Genomic DNA, 26855 nt, shown 5'->3' with positions numbered 1-26855 from the left:
CCGGGCCGTGCCGGATGATGGGACGCATGAATGAGATGTTGCTGCTCAGGCACGGCGAGACCGAGTGGAGCAAGGCGGGCAGGCACACCGGGCGTACCGACCTGCCGTTGACGGAGCACGGCGAGGAGCAGGCCAGAGCCCTGGCGCCGCTGGCCAAGGAGCCGTTCGAGCTGGTGCTCGTCTCCCCCGCCCAGCGCGCCCGCCGCACGGCGGAGCTGGCCGGGCTGTCGCAGCTCCAGGTGGACGCCGACCTGTGGGAGTGGGACTACGGCGGCTACGAGGGGATCACCACGCCGGAGATCCGTGAGACCCGGCCCGGCTGGTACCTGTGGCGTGACGGGGTGATCCCGGGTGACGCCGAGCATCCCGGCGAGAGCGCGGCGCAGGTGGGCGCGCGCGCCGACCGGGTGATCGAGCGGGCCAGGGCGGTGGAGGGGCGGGTGGCGCTGGTGGCGCACGGGCACTTCCTGCGCGTGCTGGCCGCCCGCTGGCTGCGCCTGGCGCCGGAGGACGGCAGGTTGCTGAAGCTGGACACGGGCACCTACTCGCGGCTCGGCTTCGAGCACGCCGAGCCGGTGCTCACGGCCTGGAACGCCCCCGTCTGACCCGCTAGACCTTCGTGCGCAAGGCCGACTCGTGCAGGGCCCTGCTCACCAGCCAGCCCCGTAACGACCCCAGGCTGGGGTCGTAGGACAAGGGCCGCTCCCAGAGCGCGGTGAACACGTGCTGGGTGACCTCCTCCGCGTACGTCTGGCTGCCGGTGACCTTGACGGCGACGCCGTACACGTACGGGCCGTGCTGGTCGTAGGCGTCGGCCAGCGCGTCGAGGTCGCCGGCCGTCAGTCGTGCGCACAGGTCCATGTCGCTCATCAGTCGCATCCCAGCGTCGCGGCGGCGCGGATCAGGTCGCGGGCGAGCGCGGGGTCGCCCTCGGCGGCGTACGGGAAGCAGTCGGGCGGCAACCGGTTGGCCATCAGCCGGCAGAACTCGACGGCGTCGGCGGAGACGAGCACGCCGACGTGGTCGGAGGTCGGGGAGAGCGGGATCGTCCAGGTGCCGCCGCCCGGGCCGGTCAGCACGATGGTGGCGGAGACGTCGCGGCGCGGCCCCTTCATCGCGGCCGGCAGCATGGCCAGGCCGAACTCGGCGATCATGTGCACGTGCTCGGGCCGGGGCTCGGCCCTGGACCGGTCGGTGGCGGCCCTGATGTCGTCGGCGTGCGTCCACGTCTCGAACGTGCGCTGGATCATGACCTGGCGCAGCGGCGCGCGGACCGGGGTGGGGCTGGTGCCCGCCAGCGCCACCTCGACGCCCAGCAGCACCTCGTTGCCTGCCGAGACCCGCTGCAGCAGGGACCCGGCCTGCTCGCGCCAGCGCCGGTGGATCGGCACGGGCAGCGTGACCACGCCGGCGCCCGCCACGCCCATGAACGCGGCCACGGTCGCGTCGTTGGCGGCCAGGTGCTCGACCACGCCCCTGATCGTGCCGTGCTTGGCGATCGGCGTCTCCCAGTCGGGCGCGCTCAGGTCGGCCAGCAGGTCGTCCATGAGCGCGACCTGCTCAGCGTACGGGACCGCCACCGTCGCCACGGGCACCACGGCCGGGCTGCGGCGCCGGCGCGCCATGGACAACACGGCCTCGCGCAGCGACGCGGGCGGCTCGACGGCCGTCTCGGGCGGCCTGTCGAGCAGCGCGATGGCGGCACTGCAGTCAGGGCACGAGGCGACATGGTCGTCTGGGCTCTGCCCGTTGTACAGGTAGGAGTCCGTCATGGCCACCTCCGCAGCCGACGCTAACCCGGTGGGGTCCTCGGTGCCAGGCGGCAGCCGGGGAACGGTGCCAGAAGCGTCTCACGCCAGCGGCCTTCTAGGTAGTCGCGCGCGCGTTTTCCCCAGTCCAACAGCCGAGAATCCGGCTCGATCTCGTCGTCGAGGCCCAGCGCCGCGTCCCTGGCGCGCTGGGTGGCCAGGTGGTCGTCGAGGGAGACGGCCCAGACGGTGACCGCTTCCGTGTCGCAGAAGAGCACCTCGTACAGGCCGACGAGGGTGTGGCCGTGCTCGGCCAGCAGCGGGGCCCGCTCGGTGCGTACGGCGTGCAGGTAGTCGAGCGCGGCGCCGGGGCGGACGCGGGCGTTCTCGAAGAGGTAGAGCTCGGCGGCGGGCGCCTCGGCGAGCGGCGGGCAGCCGGGCACGGCGCCGAGCGGCCTCGAGTAGGCGGAGAAGCGCAGGTCGTCGATGTCGGACAGGAACAGGCGCTCGTCCACGCCCTGGTAGATCTCCATCATCTGCCGCCAGCCGCCGTCCCAGCCGCCGTGGCAGTCCCACAGCGTGACGGCCTTGAACTGGGGGTGGCCGGTGATGCCGACGGCGTAGAAGGCGCCCACGAGGTCGATCTCGCGTGACCTGATGGACATCCCGGCGGTGAGCTCGGGGGCGGTGCGCTCCGCGTCCTCGCGCTTGTAGCGGGTCAGCCAGGTGAGGTACTCCAGCGGGCGCCTGGAGTTCATCGGCCGGAAGTCGACCTCCTCGATCAGGTGGATCGCGCGCCGCACCACGCCTCCTCCGATGCCGGGTGGCTACCAAGCGATTGCTTGGCTCAGAGGATAGCGATCAGGACAGCGCTTGGGAAGGCTGGGGCCCGCGCCCGGTCAGCCACTCGAGGACCTTGCGGTGCCCGGAGGCGGCGTCCTCGAAGTGGCCCCAGTGCCAGTAACGCGGCTGGTCCCTGATGCCGGTCACCCAGGTGCGATAGGAGACGGAGGCGCCCGTGGTGGCGGGCGCCACGCCATAGGTGCGGATCACGACCTTGCCGCCCGGCGCGAAGAGCACGTCGTCGGCGATCGGATACAGAGTCATCTGGTCGAGCATGACCCGAATACTGGCCGAAGGACGAGGCCGGGCGGTTACGCCTCCGGCGCGCCCCCGTTACGCGGGCGCGCCGTGTGTGAACATGCTGTTACACGAGCAGGCCGTCGAACTCTCCGTCCTTCACCCCGAGCACCAGGGCCCGGATCTCGTCGCGGGTATAGATGAGGGCAGGGCCGTCGGGGAAACGGGAGTTGCGCACCGCGACGCCCCCGTCGGGGAGCTCGGCGAGCTCGACGCAGTTGCCCTGCGAGTTGCTGTAGCGGCTCTTGCGCCAGGCCACCTGGGTGAGGTCGGCCGCGGGCATGCCGTTGTAGGTCTGGTTCATCTACATCTTTCTGAGAAGACCGCCGATGAGCTCGACTGTGCCCCCTGGCGTGGTGCTCTCCACGCACAACTGCTCCATGGCCGTGAGGTACGGATCGATGTCCTCACGCTTGTCCAGGTACAGGGCACCCCAGAGCTGCTCGACGTAGACAACGTCCGACAAGTCGGACTCGGGAAACCGCAAGATGCTGAACGCGCCCCCCTCGGCGGCGTGCTTGCCGAATCTGAAGGGCATCACCTGGAGGGTGATGTTGGGAAGGGCCGCGACTTCCAGCAGATGCCGGAGCTGCTCGGACATGACCTCCCGCCCGCCGATGGTCCGCTTGAGCGCCGCCTCGTCGATGACGGCCCACAACCGGGGTCCGTCTTTCTGGGTGAAGCGCTCCTGGCGCTGCATGCGCATGTGCACGCGCCGTTCGATTCTCTCGGGGCTCGCATCGGGGTTGCCGAGCTGGAAGACCGAGCGCGCGTACGAGGCCGTCTGCAGCAGGCCGGGCACGAACTGCACCTCATAGGTACGGATCACGCTCGCGGCCTCCTCCAGGCCGATGTACGTGGTGAACCACGACGGCAGCTCGGCCGAGTACTTGTGCCACCATCCGGGGGTGTTGGCCTCGCGCACCATCTCCAGCAGGGCACGGCGTTCGGCATCGTCGACGACGCCGTACAAGGTGAGCAGGTCTTCCACGTCACGTGTCTTGAAGCCGACGCGGCCGAGCTCCATACGGCTGATCTTGGACTCGGACGCCCGGATGTGGAATCCGGCCTGTGCCCGGTCGAGCCCGCTGGCCTCGCGGAGGCGCCTGAGACTCGCCCCCAGCATGATGCGCCGAACGGTTGAACCGGTCCCGGGCGGATCAATCGACACGTGCTGCTCCTCGGTCCTATCCCTGAAGGCCATATCCCCGAAGGGTCGTCAACCCCGGAGGGTCGTTTCCTTGCAACACGATGGGACCGCACCGTTCTCGGCGGCGCCCACCGCACGTAGTGAAGTTGCACCCACGAACGCCCCTTTTGTACGGGCGACCGCAGGGTAGCGGAGTATGCACCTACAGTCTGTCACTTCACGGCCGAAAGATCATGGGCCGCGGACAAGATCCCCTTTCCCCCATATTGACCAATTGAGGGCAACGGTAGCGCCTGCACGAGTTGTCTGCACGTGCATTCGCTCTTGCACCTGCACGAGAGTTTGCAGCAGAATGATCACGTGCAATCCACCACGGCGCACGGCCAGTGGACCACGTTCGATTGGTGGCCCCCAGTCGGCTGGTGGCCGGAGGCCGCCCGCGATCTGCTGGTCCCCGGCCCGTCCACGAGCGCCACGTTCGTCCTCCCGCCCGCCGCCACCTCGGTCCATACCGCCCGCAGCTTCACGGTGGGCGCGCTGACCGGCTGGGGCCTCGGCGAGCTGGCCGACAACATGGAGCTGGTGGTCTCCGAGCTGGCCACCAACGCGCTGCGGCACGGCCTCTGCCTGGACGACCCGGCCCGCGAGCGCTCGGTCCACATGTCCCTCGTCCGCCGGGGGCCGCTGGTCACCAGCGCCTTCACCGATCCAGGCTCCTCGGTCCCCGTGCTGCGATACCCTGGCCCCCTTGACACCGGCGGCCTCGGACTCCACATCGTCGAATCGCTCAGCCTCCGCTGGGGCTGGTCCGCACTCGCGCCTCACGGAAAGATCGTCTGGGCAGTCCTCTCCTGACCGGGGGTGATCTGCATTACCGTGGATGGTCATGGCTCACGGTGAGTCCCGCGCGCGACCCCATGAGAGTGCTGACAGATGGAAGATCACCTGCTCGGCTGGCTGCGAACACTGGACGAGGACAGGCTTGGCCGCATCCTGGCCAACCGGCCCGACGCCATCGCCGCGCCCTGGCCCAGGCGGCTCGACACCCTGGCCCAGCGGCTCGGCAACGCCGTCGCCGTGATCGAGACCCTGCGCGGCCTGCCGTTGCCCTGCCTCCAGGTCGCCGAGACCACCCTGGCCATGACCCGCCCCACCGCCGAGTCGCTGGCGCGCTTCCTCAGCAGCCCGCCCGACGAGGTGACGCCCTGGCTGGAGCACCTCTACGACCACGCGCTGGCCTGGCCCGGCGACGACGGCGTCATCCACCTCGCCGAGGGCGTCTCGCGCTGGTGGGCCGCGCCGCTCAGCCTCGGCGAGCCGCTCGACCACTACCTGAACGCCTGGTCCATCAGCAACGACGCGCTGCACGCGCTCGCCCGCAACCTCGGCCTGCCTGTGCAGGGCAACAAGCGCCGCATGATCACCCGCGTCATCGAGGCGCTCAGCGACACCGACCGCATCAGGGCGCTGATGCGCCACGCCCCCGACGGCACCGTCCCGCTGCTCGACCGCTTCGCCTGGGACGGCCCCGCACTCACCGTGGACGGCGCCAGGTTCGTCAGCCCCGGCACGCCCGAGCGGTGGTGCGCCGACCACGGCCTGCTCTTCCGGCCGAGCTGGCACAAGGCCGAGATCCCCCGCGAGGTGGCGATCTGCCTGCGCGGCTCCGGCTACCACCCGGCCTTCCTGCCCGACGCGCCCGAGATGGCCACCATCCCGGTCGACCCCGAGGAGGTCGACCACCTGATGACGCTGGCCGCCCCGCACGTGGTCGAGCGGTGCGCGGCCCTGCTCGACAACACCTCCAAGACGCCGCTGCCGCTGCTCAAGACCGGCGGCGTGGGCGTGCGCGAGGTGCGCAGGATGGCCAAGGAGACCGGCTGCGACGAGGACGAGACACGGCTGCTGCTGGAGGTGTGCGCGGTCGCCAGGCTGCTGGCCTGGGACGAGCCGTCCGGCGGCATGATCCCCACCGAGCGCTTCGACCGGTGGCGGCTCGACGAGGGCTCCGCCCGCCTGCGGGTGCTGCTGGCGGCGTGGTGGCGGATGGAGCGCTCCTCGCTGCGCAAGATCGACGGCAGGTACGGCACCGTGCTCGGCGACGACCCCGCCGGCGCCGCGCTCGCCCAGGTGCGCAGGGCCGTGCTGGCCGTGCTCGCCCACCTGCCCGCCGGCACGGCCTTCGCCGACCGCGACAGCCTCATCGCCGCCGTCCACTGGCACGCCCCGCTGCTCGACAAGGCGCTGCTGCGCGAGTGCGCGCCCGCCGTCCTCGACGAGGCCAGGCTGCTCGGGCTGCTGGCCAACAACACGCTGACCGACCTCGGCCGCGCGCTGGCCGGCCTGACGGCCAAGCCCGGCGACGAGAACGACGACGCCGTGCCCATGGTCGAGCACGACCCGGTGCTCGCCGAGGCCGCCACCAGGGCGCTGGCCAGCGTGCGCAGGAGCGCGCTGTTCGGGCCCGACCTGACCGCCGTCGTCACCGGGCCGCCGTCGGCGGAGCTGGCGGCGCTGCTCGACCGCTGCGCCGACCGCGAGTCCCGCGGCGCCGCCTCGGTGTGGCGCTTCACCACGCCGAGCGTGCGGCGCGCGCTCGACCAGGGCTACGACGCCGACGATCTGCTCGACGAGCTGGCCGCGGTCGGCACCATCCCGCAGCCGCTCGAATACCTGGTCCGCGACACCGCTCGCAGGCACGGCGAGGTGACCGTGAGCACGGTCGGCTGCGTGGTGCAGGCCACCGACCCCACACTGCTCGCCGAGATCGCCGCGCACCGGCGGCTGGGCCGGCTCGGGCTGCGGCTGCTGGCCCCTACGGTGCTGGTCAGCGGCGCGCCGGCCGACCGCACGCTGGCCGCGCTGCGCGAGGTCGGCTACTCCCCCGTGCCCGTCTCCGACACCGGGGAGATCACCATCCACCGGGTCAGGGCCGAGGAGAGCGCGCCGGGCAAGCTCATCCTGCTGCCCGGCGGGCAGGTGGCGGAGCTGTCCGACTTTCCCGGCCTGGCGGAGTTCGAGGCGCCGCCCCACATGCTGGCCGAGCCGCCGCCCGACCCGTACGAGCACGCCCGCCGCCTCGTCGCCGCCGGCCGGGCGGGCGACGACAGGAACGGCCGCACCTGGGCCATCATCGGCAGGATGGCGACCAGGCTGCCGACGGCGCAGCAGTCGCTGCTCGGGTTCGTGGTCGACCGGGGCGTGCGCGCCGGCATCACGCTGACCGGCGGGCTGACCGCCACGATCAGCCACGGCGAGCTGAAGGGCGGCGCGCTGGACGCCTGGTGCGAGGAGGCGGGCGACTACCTGGAGTTCCCCCTCGCCGAGATCGTCGAGGTCCGCGGGGCCTACTGAAGGGGTTCGGCCTTCTTCAGGTTCGCCACCAGCTCCTCCAGGAATGTGGCGTAACCCTGGTAGCTGAAGGGCGCCTCGGCGGACCACGGGTAGAGCTGGCCGGCCTTGACCGCGGGGAGCTTGGCGAAGGTGGGCTTCTTCAGCATCTCCTCGGGCTTGAGCGCCTGCGTGCGCGTGTCGTAGAGGATCACGTCGGCGTCGTACTCGTCGGCGTTCTCCCAGCTCAGCGTCTGGAAGAAGCCGCCCTCGTCGACCTTGGAGGGCGTGACGACGTTCAGCCCAGCGTCGACCATGTGCACGATGTCCGGGTACTCGGGCGGGTTGACCACCCAGAGGGCGTCCGCGCCGCCCGACACCAGGAGGATCTTGAGGTGCTTGAACCGGCTCAGCTCCTTGGTGGCCGCCTCCATGCGGGCCTTGGCCTCGGGCACGCCCTCCATGCCGGCGCCGAGCGACCTGGCCAGCTCCTCGTACTTGCCGATCACCTCGGTGGCGCTCTTGCCGGTGAGCATCACGCCGGCGGTCGGGGCGACCTGCTCGATGGTGTCCTTGGACTTCTCGGGCACGTACCAGAGGGTGCCGTTGATGTACATGCCGCTGACGAGCAGGTCGGGCTGCAGCGCGATGTACTGCTCGACGTTGAACTCGTCCCAGACGTTGCCCAGGCCCGTGACCTTGGTGATGTCCACGTTGCCTGCCTGCGGGTCCCTGGTGCCGTCCGTCAGCTTGTGCGGGCCGAAGACGCCGATCGGGCGCACGCCGAAGTCCCACAGGGCGGCGGCGGCGCCCACCTGGGCGACGATCCGGGTGGGAACCTTGGGCTGCGCCAGCTTCTTGCCACGGTCGTCGGTGAACGTCCAGCCCTGAGCGGAGGGTGCGGAGGCCGCGGGGGTCGCCTGCGTGCTCGTCCCGCCGTCTCCGCACGCCGCGAGTGTCAGGGCCGCCGCGAGTCCCGCCGCACCCGACAGGAAGCCCCTGCGAGCCAGTACCGGTCCTGACATGTGCGTCCCCCTCTGGTTAGGCTTGCCTTCTTATGTGGCTATTAGATTAGCCTTGCCTAAGTTTGACTTGCCACGAGAGGAGGTCGGGTGCGTCCGGCTGAGGATGCGGTCGCGGCCGGAGTGGGCCAGGAAGACGGCGAACGGCGGCCCAGGGGACGTCGCCCGGTGCTCGTCGCCGGGCTGGTCGTCACGGTCGGGCTGCTGGCGCTGGTCGCCCTGGCGAGCGTGGCGCTGGGCGCCCGCTCGGTGTCGTTCAGCACCGTGATCGACGCGTTCGTGGCGCCGGACGGCTCCAGCGACCACACGGTCATCCGGGAGCTGCGCGTCCCGCGCACGCTGCTCGGGCTCGGCGTGGGGGCCACGCTCGGGCTGGCCGGCGCGCTCATGCAGAGCCTGACCCGCAACCCGCTGGCCGACCCCGGCCTGCTGGGCATCAACCAGGGCGCCATGCTCGGCGTGACACTGGCCCTGGGCGTGTTCGGGCTCAGCGACCCCGCCGTCTACGTGTGGTTCGCCTTCGGCGGCGCAGCGCTCGCCTCCGTCCTGGTGTACGCGCTCGCCTCCGCCGGCCGCTCCGGCTCCAGCCCGGTCCGCCTGGCCCTGGCCGGAGTCGCGTTCGGCATGGTGTGCACCGCCGTCGCCTCGGCCATCCTCCGCATGGACACCCAGACCTTCGACCGGATGCGGTTCTGGCTGACCGGCTCGCTGGCCGGGCAGACCGCCGGCACGCTGGTGCGGCTCGCGCCCTTCATGATCGCCGGGCTGGTGCTCGGGCTGCTGCTGGCCAGGCCGCTCAACATGCTGGCGCTCGGCGAGGACGCGGGCAAGGCGCTGGGCCTCGCGGTGAACAGGACCAGGATCCTCACCGGCGTGGCCGTCACCCTGCTGTGCGGCGCCGCCACCGCCGCCGCCGGGCCGCTGGTGTTCGTCGGGCTGATCGTGCCGCACGCCGTGCGCGCCCTGGTCGGCCCGGACCAGCGGTGGGTGCTGCCGTACTCGGCGCTGGCCGCGCCGATCCTGCTGCTGGGCGCGGACGTGATCGGACGGCTCATCGCCCGGCCGGGAGAGGTGCAGGTGGGCATCGTGTGGGCGGTCATCGGCGCGCCGATCTTCATCATGCTCGCCAGGCGGAAGCGGGTGGCCGCGCTGTGAACGTCCGCGTCGGCTCCTGGTCCGTACGGCTCGCGCCCCGCGCCCTGCTCGTCGGCGGCCTCCTCGTCGTGCTCGGCTTCCTCGTCACCGTGGCGGCGCTGTCCACGGGCGAGTTCACCGTGCCCGTTCCCGACATCGTCTCCGCGATCTTCGGGCAGGGCACGCCGGTCGCCGAGCTGATCGTCGGCAAGCTGCGCGCCCCGCGCGTGGTGACCGGGCTGCTGGTCGGGGCCGCGTTCGGCGTCAGCGGGGCCATCTTCCAGAGCCTCACCAGGAACCCCCTGGGCAGCCCCGACTTCATCGGCTTCACCGCCGGCGCCTCCACGGGCGGCATCCTCGCCGTCGTGGCGGGCGGGTCGGCCATGACGATCGCCGGCGGCGCGCTCGCCGGGTGCGTGGTGACGGCCGTGCTGGTGTACCTGCTGGCCTACCGGGGCGGCGTCCAGGGCTACCGGCTCGTCCTGGTCGGCATCGGCGCGAACGCGCTGCTGCTGGCCGTCAACTCCTACCTGCTGACCCGGGCCAACATCAACGACGCGGCCAACGCGGGCGCCTGGCTCACCGGCAGCCTCAGCGGGCGCGGCTGGGACCACGCCTGGCCGGTCGCGCTGGCGCTGCTCGTGCTGCTGCCGCTGTGCCTGTACGTCGCGCGGCCGATGCGGATGATCGAGATGGGCGACGACGCGGCCAAGGCCATGGGCATCAAGGTCGAGGTCGTGCGCGCCGCCGCCGTCACCGCCGGCGTGCTGCTGGCGGGCGTGGCCACCGCCGCCGCCGGGCCCGTCGTCTTCGTCGCCCTGGCCGCGCCGCAGCTCGCCCGGCGGCTGACCCGCTCCCCCGGCGTCACGCTGGCCTCCTCAGCCCTCATGGGCGCCGTCCTGCTGACCGCCGCCGACCTGGCCGCCCAGCGGGTGCTCGCCCCCACCCAGCTCCCCGTCGGTGTGCTGACCGCCGCCATCGGCGGCACCTATCTCGTTCTGCTCCTGCGAAAGGACCGTCACTGATGGCCCCTGCTTCCCGTCTGACCGGTACCGGCCTGACCCTCGCCTACGACCAGCGCGTCGTGGCCACGGACCTCAGCGTGACGATCCCCGACGAGTCGTTCACTGTGATCATCGGCCCGAACGCCTGCGGCAAGTCCACCCTGCTGCGGGCCCTGGCCAGGATGCTCAAGCCGAAGACCGGCGCCGTGCACCTCGACGGCAGCGTGATCACCTCGTTGCCGTCGAAGGAGGTGGCGCGGCGGCTCGGCCTGCTCCCGCAGAGCTCCATCGTGCCCGACGGCATCACCGTGGCCGACCTGGTGGCGCGCGGCCGGTACCCGCACCAGAAGCTCATGCGGCAGTGGTCGAAGGCCGACGAGGCCGCCGTGTCGGAGGCCATGCGCGCCACCGACGTGGCCGAGCTGGCCGACCGGATCGTGGACGAGCTGTCGGGCGGGCAGCGGCAGCGGGTGTGGCTGGCCATGGCGCTGGCCCAGGAGACGCCGATCCTGCTGCTCGACGAGCCCACCACGTTCCTGGACATCTCCCACCAGATCGAGGTGCTGGACCTCTGCGCCGAGCTGCACGAGCAGGGGCGGACCATGGTGGCGGTGCTGCACGACCTCAACCAGGCGTGCCGGTACGCGACGCATCTGATCGTGATGCGGGGCGGGCAGATCGTGGCCGAGGGCGACCCCACCGAGATCGTCACGCCTGAGCTGGTGCACGAGGTGTTCGACCTGCGGTGCGAGATCATCCAGGACCCGCAGTCGGGCACTCCGCTCATCGTCCCTGAGGCGCGGCGGCGGGTGACCGCCTCCTCCTGAGCCTCCGCCGTACTCGGCGGGGGTCCTTCCTGGAGACGCGCGCACACGCCGGCGGCCCGGTCCGGAGACCGGTGTGAAACGGCTCAGGTCGTCAGTGCCTCGGCCAGGGTGGTGACGGCGGCGATCGCGCGGTCGCGGCCGTACTCGCCCTGGAGCACCTCCGCCAGCTCCGCCTGCATCGAGGCGAGCAACGTGTGCGCCAGGACGTCGGCGTCGCCGCCCCTGGCCTGCGCCAGCAGGATGGTCACGTGCCGGTGCCAGAACCAGTACGCCCCGATCCGGTAACGCGCCCCGGGGCTGGCCGTCTCCGACATGCGCACCAGGTCGAGGTGGGCGAAGAGGAAGTCGAGGTAGGCCCGTACGAACGCGACCAGCCGCTCGCGGGCCGGCGCGTCGGGCCCGAGCGGCGGCGGCCCCGACAGGATGCGCTGCTGGAGGTCGCGCTCGCGAGCGTCGAGCAGCGCCACCGCCAGCCCCGACTTGTCGCCGAAGCGCCGGAACAGCGTGCCCTTGCCGACCCCCGCCTCGGCGGCCACGGCGTCCATCGAGACCGCGTCCACCCCCTTCTCGGCGAACAGCCGCGCCGCCGCGGCCAGCACCTTCTCCCGGTTGCGTGCCGCGTCCGCCCGCTCCTGGACGGGCCGGCTCATCAGCAGCTCCAGCGACGTTTCCCGCACCATCCGGACTTTAGTCCAATTCCCTGCGGCTGGAACGCGCCAAAAGACGTGGAAGAAAATCCATCCGCGGGCGACCCTCTGGCGAATGCTCAGAACAGCTTCATAGGGGGAGACACCATATGGACCACGCCGTCGTCATCGGGGCGAGCATCGCCGGCCTGCTGTCCGCGGCGGCCCTGCACCGACGCTTCGCCCAAGTCACGGTGCTCGACCGCGACAGGCTCCCGGCCGTCGACGCGCACCGCAGGGGCACGGGTCAGAGCCGGCACGCGCACGGGCTGCTCGCCAGGGGCAGCGAGATCATGGACGAGCTGCTGCCCGGCATCACGGCCGAGCTCGTCGCGCAGGGCGCCATCAGGGGCGACATGCAGGACAGGGCCCGTCACGTGCACGCGGGCCACCGGCTGGCCCGCGGCCCCAGCGGGCTCAGCGCGCTGATGGTCAGCCGGCCGCTGCTGGAAGGGCAGGTGCGACGCAGGGTGAGCGGCCTGCCCGGCGTCCGGGTGCTGGCCGAGCGGACCGTCACCGGGCTGCTGGCCCGCGAGGGCCGCGTCACCGGGGTGCGGCTGGCCGACGGCGAGCGCATCCCCGCCGACCTCGTCGTGGACGCCGCCGGCCGCGGCTCCCGCACGCCGTTGTGGCTCGGCGACCTGGGGTGCCGGCCGCCCAGGGAGGAGCGGGTGGCGATCGACATGCGGTACGGCACGCGCGAGTTCCGCCGCCGCGACGACCACCTCGCAGGCGACCTGCTCGCCGTCGTCGGCCCCACGCCCGAAGTGCCGCGCGCAGGGGTCGCGCTGGCGCTGGAGGACGAGCGCTGGGTCGTCACCCTGGCCGGGTACGGCGAGGGCCCGCCGCCCGGCGCCGCCGGTTTCGCCGCCTACGCCGCGACCCTCACCGCGCCCGACCTGCACCACCTGATCATGACGGCGGAGCCGCTCGGGGAGCCGCGCGCCTACCACACGCCGACCGCCGTCAGGCGCCGCTACGAGCAGCTCGGCTCCTTCCCCGACGGCCTGCTCGTCACCGGCGACGCGGTCTGCTCCTTCAACCCCCTGTACGGCCAGGGCATGACGGTCTCCGCCCTGGAGGCCAGGGAACTGCTCGACACCGACCTGAGCGCGAAGGCGTTCTTCCGGCGGATCGCCGCCGTCGTGGACATCCCCTGGGAGATCACCGTCGGCGCCGACCTGCGGCTGCCCGCCACGCACGGCAACCCGACGCAGAAGATGCGGCTGATCGGCGCCTACCTGGACCGCTTCCACGCCGCCGCCGCGCACGACCCCGAGCTGACGCGGCGCTTCCTGCGCGTCACGAACCTCTACGACCCGCCACCGGCGCTGATGAGCCCGGCCGCGCTGGTCAGAGTGCTGCGCAGCGGCGCACAGCGAGCAGTGCCAGTGCCCGCGTGACCTCCCGCAGCTCCCGCAGCTCGACCTGCTCCCTGGGGGCGTGCGCGAACCGCACGTCCCCCGGGCCGTAGTGCAGCGCCGGAATGCCGCCCGCCGCGTAGAGCCGCAGGTCGCTCCCGTACGGCGCCGCCGTCTGCGCGGGCCGCGCGCCCGTCGTGTCCTCGACGGCCCTGCCCACCTGGTCGAGCAGCTCGTGCCCGGCCGGCAGCCGGCCGCTGGCGAACTGCCCGCCCGGCCACGTCACCACCGGCGGGTTGGCGCGCAGCCACGGGTCGTCCACCCGCGCCACCGCCTCCTCGAACGCCGCCCGCGCCGCCGCGGGGTCCTCGTCCAGCCGCACTCCTAGGCGCCCCTCCGCCACCAGCAGGTCGGGCACGGTGCTGGCCCAGTCGCCGGCCCGCACGGTGCCGACCTCGATCGGGTACGGCATCGCGTTGCCCGCGAACAGCTCCGGCACGTCCCTGTTGCGCTCGGCCTCCAGCCGCCTGATCGCCTGGAACACCGGCCAGAACGCCTCGATCGCGTTGACGCCCTCGTACCGGGTGGCGCCGTGCGCGGCCCGTCCCGCGATCTCCAGCCGGAACGTCAGCGCGCCCGCGTTGGCGGTGATGACCGCGCCGCTGGTGGGCTCGGTGATCACCGCGGCCTCGGCCGTGTGCCCCCTGGCCAGGGTGGCGAACGCGCCGAGCCCGCCGTCCTCCTCGCTGATCACGCAGTGCACGGCCAGCGGCCTGGCCAGCCTGATCCCCGACCGTTTGATCGCGCGGGCCACGGCCAGGTTCGCCACGAGGCCGGCCTTCATGTCGCAGGCGCCGCGCCCGTGCAGCACGTCGCCGGTGATCCGGGCGGCGAACGGGTCGCTGCCCGCCCACTTGGCCAGGTCGCCCGTCGGCACCACGTCCACGTGGCCCTGCAGCGCCAGCGCGGGCGGGCCCTCGCCGCCCGGGGTGACGGCGACGACCCCGTACCCCTCGGCTCGCGGGGCCTCGGTGCCGGGGAAGCCGGGGCGGGAGGTCAGGTCGGCGAGGTCGAGCTTCCAGACGTCCACGTCCATGCCCGCCTCGGTGAGCAGGCGGGCCATGCGGTGCTGGAGGTCCGACTCGGCGTCGGTGCCGGTGACGCTGGGGACCCTGACGGTCTCGGCCAGCAGGCTCACGGTTTCGGCCTCGTCGATGGCGTCGAGGACCCTGATCTCTGCCTCTTGCATGGTGCACACCTTCTCATGAACCCTCATCCGGGTTTGTGGCGATACAGGGCGTGCGTACTTGGACGAGTTGGATCGTGGTGGTGCCCTTCGCCCTGTGGGCGGTGGTGCGGCTGAGCGGGTTCGAGCCGGACTGGCCGTGGGTGCCGGCGGTGGCGTACACGCCTTACGCGGTGTGCGCGGCCGTGATCGGGCTGGTGCTGGCCTGCGTGCTGCGGCGCTGGGCGGCGGGCACCGTCGCGCTCGTGTCGGTGCTGGCGTTGGTGCCCGCCGTGCTGCCGCGCGCGCTCACGGACGGCAACCCCGACGCCGGGGGGCCGCGGCTGCGGGTGCTCGCGGCCAACCTGCTGGTCGGCCGGGCCGACACGGCCGGGCTGATCGCCCTGGTCGAACGGCTCAAGCCGGACGTGCTGGCGTTGCAGGAGTTCACGCCCGACGCCATGGAACGGCTGGAGCAGGCCGGGCTGCGCCGGGCCCTGCCGCACGCCGTCACCAAGCCGCTGACGGGGGTGGGCGGGTCGGCCGTCTACGCGCGGCATCCGCTCAAGGACGGCGGCTTCATCAAGATCGGCTCCTTCGGGCAGGCCAGGGCGTGGCTGTCGCATCCGGGCGGGCAGCGGATCGAGGTCGTCTCCGTGCATCCGTGCGCGCCCAAGCGGGCGGGGCGGCAGCCGTGCTGGCGGGCCGGGCTGGAGGCGCTGCCCCGGGGCGGCGGGAAGGAGTTGCGGGTGCTGGCGGGCGACTTCAACGCCACGCTCGACCATCTCGCGGTGCGTGACCTGCTGGACTCCGGGTATCGGGACGCCGCGGACGTGATGGGGCAGGGGTTCGTGGCGACGTGGCCGCAGTTCGGGTCGCTGGCGCAGTCGCCGGGGGTGACCATCGATCATGTGCTGGCGGACTCGCGGATGGCGGTGCGGAGCTTCGAGGTGCTGAGGCTCGACGGCACCGACCACCGGCCGGTGTTCGCCGAGCTCAAGCTGCCGTGACGGGAACAGCTCTTCGCGTGTCGGCCTGGCTCAGGGGGCCGTGACGCGGATGTCCGTGAAGCGGACGGCGAAGCCCTTGCCGACGGGAGCGGCGGCCATGGCGCCCGCCAGCGCGGGCGCGCCCGGCGGGAAGTAGGCCAGGCGCAGCATGGTCTCGGGCGCGGCGCCGTCCAGGCCGTACCGCACGGTGACCGCGTCGCCCACCCGCTCCAGGGCGAACGTCACCGCGCTCGCGGGCCGGCCCAGCGGCAGCACCGACCAGTCGGAGAACTGCCTGGTCACGACGGTGCTCAGGTGGAAGCCGCCGTCGACGTACTCCACCCCGGCCTTGATCCAGTTGTGCTCGTCGATCCGCAGCACGGCGCCCGCCTGGTCGTACTGCTCGGCGTACTCACCGGAGAAGGTGACGGTGAGGCGCGCGTCGCCGGGGACGGTGCGGCCGAACAGGTGCGCGTTGTCAGTGACGTAGCCGTAGTGGGTGGTGCGCCACAGGTCGGTGCTCTGGTCGCAGAAGAGGCTCAGGCCGTCGTCCACGGTCCACTGCCGCGGGGCGTTCAGCCACTGCCAGCCGGTCTCGCCGAAGGCCATGATCATGGCGTCATCCTCCCATGATCGTTCCCGTCACGGTAGGTGGCCGGGTGTGAGCGTCATGGGGGCCCGCGCGTCCGCCTGCTCGTAAACTTGAGCCTGTGGTAGAGCCCAAGTTCGAGATTCAGATGCTGCACGACCGAGTCATGATCAGGTTGGAGCAGGAGGCCGAGGAGCGGCGCAGCGGCTCCGGGATCGTCATCCCCGCGACGGTCAAGATGGCCAACCGCCTGGCATGGGGCGAGGTCTGCGGCGTCGGCACGAACGTGCGCTCGGTCAAAGTGGGCGACAAGGTGCTGTTCAACCCGGAGGACCAGTTCGAGGTGGAGGTGCACGCCAGGGTGTACCTGGTGATGCGTGAGCGCGACCTGCACGCCGTGGCCACCCAGGAGACCGACCACGGCACCGGCCTGTACCTCTGAGCCTATGAAGTTCCCGTCCGGGTGAAGGAGAGCCACAGGTCGGCGGCCCACGTCCGGGCGGGCAGGCCGGCCAGCACACGGGTGACCCTGCCGCTGAGGTCGAGCACCGACAGGCGGTAGGCGCCGCCGTGCGCCATGACGGCGACGAGATGGCTGTCGTCCCACCAGCCGAACACCGCCTCCGGCCGCGCCGCCACCCGCTGCGCGATCCGGCCGGTGGCCGGGTCGATCAGGCAGACGTGCTCCTTGAAGCGGGACGGGCACCAGGTGACCAGCCGCTTGCCCGAGGGCGAGAACGCGTCCTCGGGGCCCGTGGGCAGCCCGGCGCTCGCGTACGTGCGCAGGACGGCGCCGTCGGAGACCCGGTGGACGCGCAGGCCGGCGCCGTGCCGGGAGACGAGGTTGCCGTCGGGGCTCCACCAGAAGCCCGCCTCCGCGCTCAGGCCGGAGATGCGCACCGTGCGGGCGGTCTTGGAGACCACGTCCACGACCGTGTAGCCGAGCACCCGCCACTTGCCGCTCACCTTGCGCTCGACCGTGAGCGCGACGCGCCTGGCGTCGCGCGACCAGGACACGTAGGAGGCGGTCATCGGCTTCTTGACGGTGCGGATGCCGGCGGCCCGGCCGGTGGTGCGGTCGGTGACGACGAGGGTGTCGTAGCCGGAGCGGTAGGCGGTGGGCACGCCTGCCGTCCAGCGGTTGCCCGGCGAGACGGACACTTCGGACAGCGTCTTCTCCCAGGTGAAGGCGTTGCCGGTGGCCGATCTCAGGTACGTGCGCCTGGTGCCGAGCCCGTAGGCGGCCAGGCGTACGGGATCGCCCGCCTTTTCGCGATATTTCACGCCACCTGTGCCGGGGAGCGTCAGGTCCGCCCGCGCGGGAGCGGCGGCGGTGGGGGTGAGCGTCATGGACAGGGCGAGGACGAGGTGAGCGATCACGCCCGCAGAATAGACAGCGGATCGGCGGATTCCGGGCGGCGATAACGACCGGGTCTGGATGCGGGCGGGCCTGAGCTCCGGCTCGGGCGCCCGCGTACGGCCAGGAGGCCGGCGCGGGGCTAGATGAAGCGCTGAGCGATCTCGATGACGTCGATGCCCAGCGTGAGCAGGCCGAAGTAGACGATCACCGCCGCAGCGGCCACGGTGACGATGAGCACGATGATGCGCACCGTCCAGCCCTGCCGCTTATACCACTCCGTCCAGGCATGCAGCGTCTGCTTGCCGAACTCCAGCACCTTGTGCGCCCAGTGGAACTCGGTGGCCAGCACCGCCAGGCCCGCGAACACCACGAGCCACCCCGGCCCGGGGAACGGCACCATGATCAACCCACCGGCGACCATGACGGCGCCGATCACGCCGACCACGATCTTCAGGGTGAGCGCGCCCGTACGGGTGGAGCGGACACCGTCCAGCCAGCCTCTGAAGCCCGAGCGGCGCCCAGGCATGCTGGAGTGTCCGGCGGCCTCGTTCTTGATCATGTCGGCTTCGCCGGTGTCGGAGTTCTGAATCGGCACATTTCCCCCCGGCAGTCGGTGTGCCACCCAGGATACGGCCCGCCCATGCGTGACCACTTGCAGACGACTAGCAAATCACCAAACTCCATATTCGGTAAAATTTCCCGCCAGAGCGGCCTTTGTCCGGCAAACATCGGTTAATGTCTGCTATGCCCGAGGTTCTGCTCCGTACCGTCACCGGCCCTGTACGCGTGGCCGCCATCGACGGCACCGTTCTCCCCCACGAGCACCTGCGTACCGACATGCGCTGGGCGGTCGGCATCGACTCCGACCCGCACCGCTGGCTCGACGAGGAGACGACGGTCAGCGCGGAGCTGCGCGAGCTGCGCCAGTCCGACCAGCTCGGCCTGGTCGTCGATCTGACCTGCATGGGCATGGGCCGCGACGCCGCCGCCCTGACCCGCATCGCCGCGGGCAGCCGGGTGCCGGTGATCGCCTCGACGGGCCTGTTCGCCGAGCCGTTCACGAACGTCGGCGACGAGGACGTGGACGCGCTCACCGCCCGCCTGATGGAGGAGATCGTCAGCGGCGTGGACGGGACGGGCGTGTTCCCCGGCGTCATCGGCGAGGTCGGCTCCTGGGGCGCGGAACCCACGGCGCGCGAAGAGCGCTGCCTGGTCGCCGCCGCCCGCGCCTCCCTGCGCTCGCGCCTGCCCGTGGCCACCCACGGCAAGAACGGACCGGCCCTGCTGGAGATCCTCCTCGGCCAGAACCTGCCGGGCTCGCGCATCGCCGTCGGGTACGCGGGCACCGACCTGGGCGCGGCCAGGAAGATCGCCGAGTCCGGCGCGTACGTCAGCCTGGGCGCGCTGGGCCTGGGCGCCGAGCAGGCCGCCAGGATCGCCCTCGGCCTCATCGAGGACGGCCACGCCGAGCGCCTGCTGCTCAGCACGGGGCTGAGCCGGGTGGCGCAGGTGCGCCGCTACGACGGGCCAGGCTACGGGCACCTGTTCCGTACGCTGCTGCCGCGGCTGCGCGAGGCGGGCACCTCCGAGGACGTCATCCGCCTCATCACCCACGACAACCCGCTGCGCTGGCTGACCCAGGGACTGGCCGCCTGATCTCGCCTTGACCTCAACCAATGTCAAGGTTGCAGACTGAGCGCCATGACCTTCACAGCAACGGAACTGGACTACCTCTCCGGCCGGCAGCTCGGCCGCCTCGCCACCGTCAGCCCTGACGGCCAGGTGCAGAACAACCCCGTCGGCTTCTTCGTGCAGGACGGCACCATCGTCATCGGCGGGCACGCGCTTGGCGTCTCGAAGAAGTTCAAGAACATTCAGCGGGGCAGCACCGTGTCGTTCGTCGTCGACGACCTGGCCTCGGTCGATCCCTGGGTGGCGCGGGGCATCGAGATCCGCGGCACGGCGGTGGCCCTGACGGACACCGATCCGCCCGTGCCGTTCTTCTCCCGCGAGGTCATCCACATCGTGCCCGGCAAGATCATTTCCTGGGGGCTGGACGGGACTCGGGCGAGCCGCACGGTGTGAAAGCTCGCTAGGATCGGGGCTACACGAGCCTGAGCGGGTGGGGGGATGGCGACCGACGACACGCGGAGACCCGGGCGTCTGCACAGGCCGCTCGCCGCGCTGTCGCGCCTGAGCCGGCTGGGTGACGTGCCGGTCGTCATCATGCTGGCCTGGGCCGGGTGGCTGGCCGTTCCCTGGTCGTTCAGCGGGCTCGCACAGGCCCGCGCGGCTGCCGCTGCCGCGGCCGGAGAGGCTGAGACGCCGCCGATCGCGTCGGCCGTGAGTGAGCAGGCGCTGGGGAATCCGGCCGGTTCCGGGCAGGCGCAGGCGTATTCGGCCGGTTCGGGGCAGGCGTATTCGGCCGGTTCGGGGCACGCTCAGGGCCATTCGGCTGGTTCCGGGCAGGCGCAGGGGCTGTTGCTCGGCTCGGGGCAGTCTCAGTGCCTGCCGACCGCGCCGGGGCACGATCAGGGGCGGCCGGTGGCGTGGGGGATCCCCGCGGCGCGCACCGCTCCCCCGGCGACCGTGCGGCCCTGGCCCGCCGGCACCACCGCCCCGGCCGACGCGACCGCCGCGTCCTGCCTGGACGGCGGGGGTGCTGAGGCGGCGCTGGTGCTGGAGCGGGCCAGGATCGCCGGGGAGGTGCACGACGCGGCCGGTCACGGGCTGGCCGCCATCGCCATGCAGGCCGGGCTGGCGCTCGTCAGCCTCGACGACGACCCCGAGCAGGCGCGGGCCTCCCTGCGCGCGATCCGGGAGACCAGCACCACGGCGCTCGCCCACCTGCGGGCCGCGCTCGACGGCATCGACCCGCCTGCCGGCGACCTGGCCGCGCTCATCGACGGCGTGCGTGCGGCGGGGCTGCCCGTGGACCTCGATCCCCCGGTCCTCGCCGTGCCCGCCCACCTGCGGAGCCCCGTCTACCGGGTGGTGCGCGAGTCGCTCACCAACGTGCTGCGGCACGCGGGGCCGACTCGGGCGCTGGTGCGGGCGGCCGGTGGGCCGCACGGGTTCGTGGTGGAGGTCGCCGACCGTGGCATCGGGCCGGTGGGGTCGGGTGAGGGGCGCGGGCTGGCCGGGATGCGCGCCAAGGTGAGCGAGGCGGGCGGGCACTTCGCGGCGGGGCCGCGTGAGGGCGGCGGGTTCCGGGTGGAGGCCCGGTTCCCGCAGGTCTCGGCGTGAGCGGCGCAGAGGACTCGACCAGCGCAGAGGGCCGGGCGAACACCGAAGGTGTGACGAGCGCTGAGGGCGCGGCGAGCGCAGAGGGTCTGGCGAGCGCTAAGGCTGTGGCGAGCACCGAGAGCGCGGCGAGCACGGAGCGTGCGGCAGGCGCTGAGGGCATGGCAGGCGCTGAGGGTGTGGGCGGGTCTGAGGGTGTGATCAGGGTTGCGGTCGCCGACGATCAGGCCGTTGTGCGGATGGGGTTGCGGGCGCTGCTGGAGCGCGAGCCCGGCATGGAGTGCGTCGGCGAGGCGGGCGACGGCCGGGCGGCGCTGGCGCTGATCCGCCGTACCCGCCCCGACGTCCTGCTGCTGGACATCCGCATGCCCGGCATGGACGGCCTGGCCGCCCTGCGCGCGATCGCCGACGACCCCGGGCTGCGCGGCACCCGCATCGTCGTGGTGACGACGTTCGCCGTGGACGAGTACGTCTTCACCGCCCTCCAGGCCGGCGCCAGCGGCTTCCTGCTCAAGGACAGCGCCCCCGACGAGCTGGTCAACGCCGTGCGGGTGGTGGCCGCCGGGGAGGCGCTGCTCTCGCCCGCCATCACCAGGAAGGTCATCGGCCTGTTCGGCAGGCACGGCGACGCCCGCCCGGTCGAGGGCATCGAGACGCTCACGCCCCGGGAGCGGGAGCTGGTGGCGTGGGTGGCCACCGGGCGGTCGAACGAGGAGATCGCCAGGGAGCTGACGATCAGCCCCGACACCGTGCGCACGCACGTGAGCCGCGCCATGGTGAAGCTGCACGCCAGGGATCGGGCGCAGCTCGTGGTGTTCGCGATGCGAGCCGGCCTCGCCCTGCCCACCTGAACATCCCCGCCCGAACACCCCCGCCCGAACACCCCCGCCCGAACGCCAGCCCGCCCCTACTTCAGGAAGCCTTCGTAGTTGCGCTGCTGGAGCTGGGCCTCGATCTGCTTCACGGTGTCCAGCCCCACCCCCACCATGATCAGAATGCTGGTTCCCCCGAACGGGAAGTTCTGCTGCGTCCCCGGATCCCGCAGGATCGCGAACGCCACCAGCGGCAGCAACGCCAGCACCGCCAGGTACAACGCCCCCGGCGCCGTCAACCGGCTGAGCACGTGACCCAGGTAAGCGGCCGTCGGCCGCCCCGGCCGGATGCCCGGCACGAACCCGCCGTACTTGCGGATCCCGTCGGCCACCTCCTCGGGATTGAAGGTGATCGACACGTAGAAGTACGCGAACCCGGCGATGAGCAGCACGTACGTCCCCATGTAGAGCGGATGCGTCCCGGACGTCAGGTTGAGCTCCACCCAGGCCTGCGCCTCGGCCCCGAGCAGGGGCGCCACGAGCGTCGGCAGGTACAGCAGCGACGAGGTGAAGATGACGGGCACGATGCCCGCCTGGTTCACCTTCATGGGGATGTAGGTGTTCCGCCCCCCGTACATGCGCTTGCCGATGAGCTGCTTGGCGTACGAGACCGGTATCCGCCGCTGCGCCTGCTCCACGAACACCACGGCGGCGACCAGGAACAGCCCGGACACGATCATCACCACGAAGCTCATCGGGCTGAGCACGAAGATCTTCGACATGTACGCCGGGAACACGGCCACGACCTGCGTGAAGATCAGCAGCGACATGCCGTTCCCGACCCCGCGCTCGGTGATCAGCTCGCCCAGCCACATGACCGCGCAGGCCCCCGCGACCATGGTCAGCACGATCACGGTCACGGCGAGCAGCCCGTCGTCGCGCAGCAGCGGCTGCGGGCAGCCGGGCAGGAGCCGGCCGGTGCGGGCCAGGGTGACGACGGTGCCGGCGTTCAGGACGGCGAGGCCGACCGTGGCGTAACGGGTGTACTGGGTGATCTTGGCCTGGCCGCTCTGGCCCTCCTTCCTGAGCGCCTCCAGCCTGGGGATCACCACGGCGAGCAGTTGCATGACGATGCTCGCCGTGATGTACGGCATGACGCCCAGCGCGAACACGGAGAGCTGCAGCATGGCGCCCCCGCTGAGCATCTGCACCATGTCGAACACGCCGCCGCTGGCGGATCCCAGGCACTGGCGCACCACCACGATGTCCACGCCGGGGGCCGGCATGAGCTGCCCGAGCCGGAACAGCACGATGACGCCCAGCGTGAACAGCACCTTCCCCCGCAGGTCCGGCGCTCGGAAGACTCTGGTCAAGACGGTCAGCATGGGCAACGAGTCTGCTGTCCTGCGGGGCCGGGGTCGTCCGCCGAGGCGAGGCGTCCGCGTACGCAGATCCGCGTATACGGTGATCACGTGAGCACGCTCTGGGTGATCAGCGGGCCGCCTGGGGCGGGCAAGTCGACGGTGGCGGCCGAGCTGCTCGCCCGCCTGTCCCCGGTGCCCGCGCTGCTCGACAAGGACACCGTGTACGGCGGCTTCGCGGCGGAGGTGCTGCGGGCCCACGGCCGTCCCGACGGCGAGCGCGAGGGCCCCTGGTACGACCGGCACATCAAGCGGCACGAGTACGAGGGGCTGACGAGGATCGCCAGGCAGGTGCGCGGGCACGGCTGCCCGGTGCTGCTCGACGGGCCGTTCACCACACAGGTGCACGACGCGGCCAGGTGGGCGGAGTGGGTGGCGGAGCTGGGCGGGCCGCCGGTGCGGCTGCTGTGGGTGCGCTCCGACGGGCCGACCCTGCGCGAACGGCTGACGGCCAGAGGGCTGGGCAGGGACGCGGGCAAGCTGGCGGCGTTCGACGGCTATCTGCGCGACATCCGAGTGGACCAGCCGCCGGTCGTACCGCATCTGGAGATCGACAACCGGCGGGGCGCGCCGGCGATCGGACGGCAGCTCACGGCGGCGGGGATCGCGTCTCAGGTCACCAGGTAGTCGTCGTCCCGCACGTCCATGATCGCCATGTGCCCCGGCAGGTGGCCGATCGCGAAGTCCACCCCGCTGGCCAGCACCGCCGCCTGCGGCGTCACCCCGCACGCCCAGAACAGCGGCACCTCGCCCTCCCGCACCTCCACCGGATCCCCGTAGTCGGGGCTGGCGAGGTCGTCGATGCCGATCGCCGCCGGGTCGCCGATGTGCACGGGCGCGCCGTGCACCATCGGGTAGCGGCCGCTCACCTCGACGGCGGTGGCGACGAGCTTGCCGGGGACCGGCCGCATCGACACGACCAGCGGCCCCGACAGGCTGCCGGTGGAGCGGCAGGGCACGCTGGTGACGTACATCGGCACGTTCGTCCTGGACTCCAGGTGCCGCACCGGCACGCCGGCGGCCAGCAGCGCCCGCTCGAAGGTGAAGCTGCAGCCGATCAGGAACGGCACCAGGTCCTCGCGCCACTCGGCCACCACTTCATCGAGGTCGGCGACCGCCTCGCCGTCGAGGTAGAGCCGGTAGCCGGGCAGGTCCGTGCGCAGGTCACCGGAGAACAGCTCGGTGGACCACGCCCCGGGCTCGCCGACGTCGAGCACCGGGCACGCCTGGGGGTTACGGTGGGCGAACAGCAGCAACTCGTACCGCAGCCGTTTGGGCACGGCGATGAGGTTGGCCTGCGTCCAGCCCTGGCACCAGCCGGCGGTGGGCAACCGCTCGCCGGTGCGGAAGCGCTCCCGCGCCTGCGCGGGGCTCAGGTCGGCGACATCCACGCCCCTGAGCGTATGAGGGCGGCATACGAAGGTCCACCATGGGTAGCCGCCTGGCCGTGCGTCTCGACGTGAACCTCCTCGACTATGTGCTCATCGCGATCTACTTCGTGACAGTGCTCGCCATCGGGTTCGCCGCACGCAAGCGGATCAGCTCCAGCCTCGACTTCTTCCTGGCGGGGCGCGGGCTGCCCGCGTGGATCACGGGGCTGGCGTTCGTCTCGGCGAACCTCGGCGCGATCGAGATCCTCGGCATGGCGGCCCAGGGCGTGCAGTACGGCGCGATGACGTTGCACTACTACTGGATCGGCGCCGTGCCTGCGATGGTGTTCCTCGGCCTGGTGATGATGCCGTTCTACTACCGCTCGAAGGTGCGCAGCGTGCCGGAGTTCCTGCGCAGGCGCTTCAACCCGGCCACCCAGCTGCTGAACGCGATCACGTTCGCCGTCGCGCAGGTGCTCATCGCCGGGGTGAACCTGTACGCGCTGGCCCTGGTCGTCGAGGCGCTGCTGGGCTGGCCGCTGGTGGTGTCGGTGGTGGTGTCGGCGGTGATCGTGCTGGCCTACATCACGCTCGGCGGGCTCTCCTCGGCGATCTACAACGAGGTGCTGCAGTTCTTCGTGATCCTGGCCGGGCTGATCCCGCTGACGGTGCTGGGGCTGATCGAGGTGGGCGGGTTCTCGGGGCTGGCCGAGCGGGTACGGCAGAGCACGCTCGGCGAGGCGGGCCTGCACACCTGGGCGGACACGTTCAACGGCGACAACCCGATGCAGGCGCACTGGATCGGGATCGTGTTCGGGCTCGGGTTCGTGCTCTCGTTCGGTTACTGGACGACGAACTTCGCCGAGGTGCAGCGGGCCCTGTCGGCCAGGAACACGAACGCGGCCCGGCTGACGCCGATCATCGCCGCGTACCCGAAGATCTTCATCCCGCTGATCACCGTGCTGCCGGGACTGATCGCGCTCGTGCTGTACAGCGGGTGGGGCCAGGGGCAGGACTACAACAACGCGATCCCGCTGCTGATGCGCGACCTGCTGCCGAACGGCGTGCTCGGCGTCGCGGTGACCGGGCTGCTGGCCTCGTTCATGGCGGGGATGGCGGCCAACATCAGCGGGTTCAACACGGTCTTCACCAACGACATCTGGCAGGCCCACCTGCGGCCAGGCCGCGAGGACCGGCACTACCTGCTGGTCGGCCGGGTCGCGACCGTGGCGGGCGTGGGGCTGGGGGTCGGCACGGCGTTCATCGCGGCCGGTTACTCCAACATCATGAACTACCTGCAGACGCTCTTCTCCTTCTTCAACGCTCCGCTGTTCGCGACGTTCATCCTCGGGTTGTTCTGGCGGCGGATGACGCCGTGGGCCGGGTTCTGGGGGCTGCTCGCCGGAACGGTGGCGGCCTTCGCGTCGTACATCTCGTACAAGGCGGGGCTGGTGGACTTCGGCACCGAGCTGAACGCCAGCTTCTGGGGCGCGGGGATCGCGTTCGGCGTGGACATCGCGGTGTCCGTGGTGATCACGCTGGTCACCACGGAGAAACCGGAGGAGGAGCTGCGCGGGCTCGTGTACGGGCTCGCCGACGTGAATCTGGAGGACGACGCGCTGGCCGGGGACGCGCGGTGGTACCGCTCGCCGCTGCTGCTCGGCGTGGGCGCGCTCGTCCTGGCGGTCCTGGCTTACGGGGTGATCGTGTGAGTGACATCCGGATGGTGATCGGCGGGCTGTTCCTGCTGTACGGCGTGATCCTGATCGTCGCGGGGCTGGTGGGCAGCGTGATCAATCTGTGGACGGGGCTGGCGATGGCGGTGTTCGGGGGCGCGTTCGTGGTGTGGGCGCGGATCAAACGGGTTTGACCGGCTCCTTGGCGCGCTCGTCGTAGGCCTGGCGGGAGGCGAGCACCTCGTCGGCGTGCTGGCCCGCCCATTCTCCGATGGCCTGTAGCACGCCGATGGCGCTGCGCCCCAGGTCGGTCAGCTCGTACTCGACCCTCGGCGGGATCGTCGGGTAGACGGTGCGGGTCACCACGCCGTCGCGCTCCAGGCTGCGCAGGGTCTGCGACAACATCTTCTGGGTGAGGCCGTCGAGCATCCTGCGCAGCTCGTTGAACCGGCGGGGCCCGTCGAGCAGGGCGCCCATGACGAGCCCCGTCCACTTGCTGGTGAACAGGTCGAGCACGGTGCGGGGCTTGCAGGCCCGCAGGAACGCGTCCGCGCCGCCGTAGCTCCTGAGATCGGGAAAGGTGGTATCCATCAGGTACCTGAATACCAATCAGGTGCCTTCTTCACAAGCGGAACCATCCTGACCAGCATGTCTTCCGTGACAAAGAACATGCGCGCGATCGTTTACCGCTCTTTCGGCGAGCCAGAGGTGCTGGAGCTGGCCGACGTCCCCCGTCCCGAGCCTCAGCCGCACGAGGTGCTCGTCCGG

At 71.7% G+C, this 26855-nt stretch carries 31 protein-coding genes; 16 read left to right on the top strand and 15 right to left on the bottom strand.

All coding sequences use genetic code 11. The features are described from left to right. Positions 1 to 26: 26 nt before the first annotated feature. Positions 27 to 605, top strand: a complete 579-nt coding sequence (locus FXF51_RS29330) for a histidine phosphatase family protein (RefSeq protein WP_148437923.1) — start codon at positions 27 to 29, stop codon at positions 603 to 605. A gap of 4 nt (positions 606 to 609) precedes the next feature. Here FXF51_RS29330 and FXF51_RS29325 read toward each other — a convergent pair whose 3' ends face one another. The 6 genes from FXF51_RS29325 to FXF51_RS29300 form a co-directional block, all read right to left on the bottom strand. Next, entirely contained in the window at positions 610 to 870 is a 261-nt protein-coding gene (locus FXF51_RS29325) for a sigma factor (RefSeq protein ID WP_187414634.1), read from the bottom strand. After that, positions 870 to 1772, bottom strand: coding sequence for a maleylpyruvate isomerase family mycothiol-dependent enzyme (locus FXF51_RS29320; protein WP_148437921.1), 903 nt, complete (start codon positions 1770 to 1772; stop codon positions 870 to 872). The genes FXF51_RS29325 and FXF51_RS29320 overlap by 1 nt, the downstream gene beginning before the upstream one ends. Before the next feature lie 20 nt (positions 1773 to 1792). Then, positions 1793 to 2551, bottom strand: coding sequence for a hypothetical protein (locus tag FXF51_RS29315; RefSeq protein ID WP_187414633.1), 759 nt, complete (start codon positions 2549 to 2551; stop codon positions 1793 to 1795). A gap of 58 nt (positions 2552 to 2609) precedes the next feature. Further along, entirely contained in the window at positions 2610 to 2855 is a 246-nt protein-coding gene (locus FXF51_RS29310; protein ID WP_225273446.1) for a hypothetical protein, read from the bottom strand. 100 nt (positions 2856 to 2955) lie between these two features. Continuing rightward, positions 2956 to 3192: a DUF397 domain-containing protein gene (locus FXF51_RS29305; protein ID WP_148437918.1), complete on the bottom strand. Its 237-nt coding sequence runs from the start codon at positions 3190 to 3192 to the stop codon at positions 2956 to 2958. Next, positions 3193 to 4014 (bottom strand): helix-turn-helix domain-containing protein, encoded by an 822-nt coding sequence (locus tag FXF51_RS29300; RefSeq protein WP_148437917.1) that lies wholly within the window; start codon positions 4012 to 4014, stop codon positions 3193 to 3195. It lies immediately after the preceding gene. A 384-nt stretch (positions 4015 to 4398) separates the two neighbouring features. Between FXF51_RS29300 and FXF51_RS29295 the strand changes: the two genes are divergently transcribed. Together FXF51_RS29295 and FXF51_RS29290 are read left to right on the top strand one after the other, a co-directional pair. After that, positions 4399 to 4893 carry an ATP-binding protein gene (locus FXF51_RS29295; RefSeq protein ID WP_148437916.1) on the top strand — a complete coding sequence of 165 codons (495 nt, stop codon included), beginning with the start codon at positions 4399 to 4401 and terminating at the stop codon, positions 4891 to 4893. Positions 4894 to 4971: 78 nt separating this feature from the next. Further along, positions 4972 to 7392, top strand: a complete 2421-nt coding sequence (locus FXF51_RS29290; protein WP_148437915.1) for a helicase-associated domain-containing protein — start codon at positions 4972 to 4974, stop codon at positions 7390 to 7392. Here FXF51_RS29290 and FXF51_RS29285 read toward each other — a convergent pair. Continuing rightward, positions 7386 to 8393, bottom strand: a complete 1008-nt coding sequence (locus FXF51_RS29285; protein ID WP_148437914.1) for an ABC transporter substrate-binding protein — start codon at positions 8391 to 8393, stop codon at positions 7386 to 7388. The two genes, FXF51_RS29290 and FXF51_RS29285, sit on opposite strands and share 7 nt — an antisense overlap. A gap of 87 nt (positions 8394 to 8480) precedes the next feature. Between FXF51_RS29285 and FXF51_RS29280 the strand changes: the two genes are divergently transcribed. From FXF51_RS29280 to FXF51_RS29270, 3 genes are read left to right on the top strand one after another with little or no spacing between them, the layout of a single operon-like run. Then, positions 8481 to 9545: a FecCD family ABC transporter permease gene (locus FXF51_RS29280; protein WP_148437913.1), complete on the top strand. Its 1065-nt coding sequence runs from the start codon at positions 8481 to 8483 to the stop codon at positions 9543 to 9545. After that, positions 9542 to 10549, top strand: coding sequence for a FecCD family ABC transporter permease (locus FXF51_RS29275; RefSeq protein WP_148437912.1), 1008 nt, complete (start codon positions 9542 to 9544; stop codon positions 10547 to 10549). Before FXF51_RS29280 ends, FXF51_RS29275 begins: the two co-directional genes overlap by 4 nt. Then, on the top strand, positions 10549 to 11355 hold the full coding sequence (locus FXF51_RS29270; RefSeq protein ID WP_148437911.1) for an ABC transporter ATP-binding protein: 807 nt from the start codon (positions 10549 to 10551) through the stop codon (positions 11353 to 11355). The genes FXF51_RS29275 and FXF51_RS29270 overlap by 1 nt, the downstream gene beginning before the upstream one ends. A gap of 83 nt (positions 11356 to 11438) precedes the next feature. Here FXF51_RS29270 and FXF51_RS29265 read toward each other — a convergent pair whose 3' ends face one another. After that, positions 11439 to 12035 carry a TetR/AcrR family transcriptional regulator gene (locus FXF51_RS29265; protein ID WP_187414632.1) on the bottom strand — a complete coding sequence of 199 codons (597 nt, stop codon included), beginning with the start codon at positions 12033 to 12035 and terminating at the stop codon, positions 11439 to 11441. Positions 12036 to 12151: 116 nt separating this feature from the next. Between FXF51_RS29265 and FXF51_RS29260 the strand changes: the two genes are divergently transcribed. Continuing rightward, the gene (locus tag FXF51_RS29260) at positions 12152 to 13444 is read left to right on the top strand and encodes an FAD-dependent oxidoreductase (RefSeq protein ID WP_148437910.1); all 1293 of its coding nucleotides are present in this window, start codon (positions 12152 to 12154) and stop codon (positions 13442 to 13444) included. Here FXF51_RS29260 and FXF51_RS29255 read toward each other — a convergent pair. Further along, complete coding sequence (locus FXF51_RS29255; protein ID WP_148437909.1) at positions 13395 to 14651, bottom strand: ArgE/DapE family deacylase; 1257 nt, start codon at positions 14649 to 14651, stop codon at positions 13395 to 13397. The genes FXF51_RS29260 and FXF51_RS29255 overlap by 50 nt on opposite strands. A gap of 74 nt (positions 14652 to 14725) precedes the next feature. On the opposite strand from FXF51_RS29255, the gene FXF51_RS29250 reads away from it, so the two are divergent. Continuing rightward, positions 14726 to 15637 carry an endonuclease/exonuclease/phosphatase family protein gene (locus FXF51_RS29250; protein WP_187414631.1) on the top strand — a complete coding sequence of 304 codons (912 nt, stop codon included), beginning with the start codon at positions 14726 to 14728 and terminating at the stop codon, positions 15635 to 15637. Positions 15638 to 15667: 30 nt separating this feature from the next. Here FXF51_RS29250 and FXF51_RS29245 read toward each other — a convergent pair whose 3' ends face one another. Then, positions 15668 to 16231, bottom strand: a complete 564-nt coding sequence (locus FXF51_RS29245; RefSeq protein ID WP_148437907.1) for a DUF1349 domain-containing protein — start codon at positions 16229 to 16231, stop codon at positions 15668 to 15670. Between the two features lie 95 nt (positions 16232 to 16326). Between FXF51_RS29245 and FXF51_RS29240 the strand changes: the two genes are divergently transcribed. Continuing rightward, on the top strand, positions 16327 to 16647 hold the full coding sequence (locus FXF51_RS29240; RefSeq protein WP_148437906.1) for a GroES family chaperonin: 321 nt from the start codon (positions 16327 to 16329) through the stop codon (positions 16645 to 16647). Positions 16648 to 16649: 2 nt separating this feature from the next. On the opposite strand, the gene FXF51_RS29235 is transcribed toward FXF51_RS29240, so the two are convergent. Further along, complete coding sequence (locus FXF51_RS29235; protein ID WP_148437905.1) at positions 16650 to 17585, bottom strand: hypothetical protein; 936 nt, start codon at positions 17583 to 17585, stop codon at positions 16650 to 16652. Positions 17586 to 17704: 119 nt separating this feature from the next. Continuing rightward, positions 17705 to 18160, bottom strand: coding sequence for a TIGR02611 family protein (locus tag FXF51_RS29230; protein ID WP_148437904.1), 456 nt, complete (start codon positions 18158 to 18160; stop codon positions 17705 to 17707). 149 nt (positions 18161 to 18309) lie between these two features. On the opposite strand from FXF51_RS29230, the gene FXF51_RS29225 reads away from it, so the two are divergent. The 4 genes from FXF51_RS29225 to FXF51_RS29210 all read left to right on the top strand — a co-directional run bounded on the left by FXF51_RS29225 (position 18310) and on the right by FXF51_RS29210 (position 21659). Beyond that, a complete protein-coding gene (locus FXF51_RS29225) occupies positions 18310 to 19221 on the top strand; it encodes a phosphotriesterase (RefSeq protein WP_148437903.1) in 912 nt (303 codons plus the stop codon). Between the two features lie 45 nt (positions 19222 to 19266). Beyond that, the gene (locus FXF51_RS29220) at positions 19267 to 19650 is read left to right on the top strand and encodes a PPOX class F420-dependent oxidoreductase (protein ID WP_148437902.1); all 384 of its coding nucleotides are present in this window, start codon (positions 19267 to 19269) and stop codon (positions 19648 to 19650) included. A 45-nt stretch (positions 19651 to 19695) separates the two neighbouring features. Next, a complete protein-coding gene (locus FXF51_RS29215) occupies positions 19696 to 20811 on the top strand; it encodes a sensor histidine kinase (protein ID WP_148437901.1) in 1116 nt (371 codons plus the stop codon). A gap of 194 nt (positions 20812 to 21005) precedes the next feature. Further along, positions 21006 to 21659: a response regulator gene (locus FXF51_RS29210; RefSeq protein ID WP_148437900.1), complete on the top strand. Its 654-nt coding sequence runs from the start codon at positions 21006 to 21008 to the stop codon at positions 21657 to 21659. A gap of 56 nt (positions 21660 to 21715) precedes the next feature. On the opposite strand, the gene secY is transcribed toward FXF51_RS29210, so the two are convergent. Then, positions 21716 to 23005 carry a preprotein translocase subunit SecY gene (gene secY, locus FXF51_RS29205; protein ID WP_148437899.1) on the bottom strand — a complete coding sequence of 430 codons (1290 nt, stop codon included), beginning with the start codon at positions 23003 to 23005 and terminating at the stop codon, positions 21716 to 21718. Positions 23006 to 23092: 87 nt separating this feature from the next. Here secY and FXF51_RS29200 point away from each other — a divergent pair, with 87 nt between their 5' ends. Further along, positions 23093 to 23668, top strand: coding sequence for an AAA family ATPase (locus tag FXF51_RS29200; RefSeq protein WP_148437898.1), 576 nt, complete (start codon positions 23093 to 23095; stop codon positions 23666 to 23668). Here the strand turns inward: FXF51_RS29200 and FXF51_RS29195 are convergent. Continuing rightward, a complete protein-coding gene (locus FXF51_RS29195) occupies positions 23653 to 24432 on the bottom strand; it encodes a putative hydro-lyase (RefSeq protein WP_222871522.1) in 780 nt (259 codons plus the stop codon). The genes FXF51_RS29200 and FXF51_RS29195 overlap by 16 nt on opposite strands. Positions 24433 to 24470: 38 nt before the next feature. On the opposite strand from FXF51_RS29195, the gene FXF51_RS29190 reads away from it, so the two are divergent. Next, the gene (locus tag FXF51_RS29190; protein WP_148437897.1) at positions 24471 to 26123 is read left to right on the top strand and encodes a sodium:solute symporter family protein; all 1653 of its coding nucleotides are present in this window, start codon (positions 24471 to 24473) and stop codon (positions 26121 to 26123) included. Further along, complete coding sequence (locus FXF51_RS61030) at positions 26120 to 26281, top strand: hypothetical protein (protein ID WP_187414630.1); 162 nt, start codon at positions 26120 to 26122, stop codon at positions 26279 to 26281. The genes FXF51_RS29190 and FXF51_RS61030 overlap by 4 nt, the downstream gene beginning before the upstream one ends. Here the strand turns inward: FXF51_RS61030 and FXF51_RS29185 are convergent. Next, entirely contained in the window at positions 26268 to 26678 is a 411-nt protein-coding gene (locus FXF51_RS29185) for a winged helix-turn-helix transcriptional regulator (RefSeq protein ID WP_148437896.1), read from the bottom strand. The genes FXF51_RS61030 and FXF51_RS29185 overlap by 14 nt on opposite strands. Positions 26679 to 26855 lie beyond the last annotated feature (177 nt).

Source organism: Nonomuraea sp. PA05, assembly GCF_008086045.1.
Lineage (GTDB): Bacteria > Actinomycetota > Actinomycetes > Streptosporangiales > Streptosporangiaceae > Nonomuraea > Nonomuraea monospora.
This window is presented reverse-complemented; position numbering and strand designations above follow the sequence as displayed.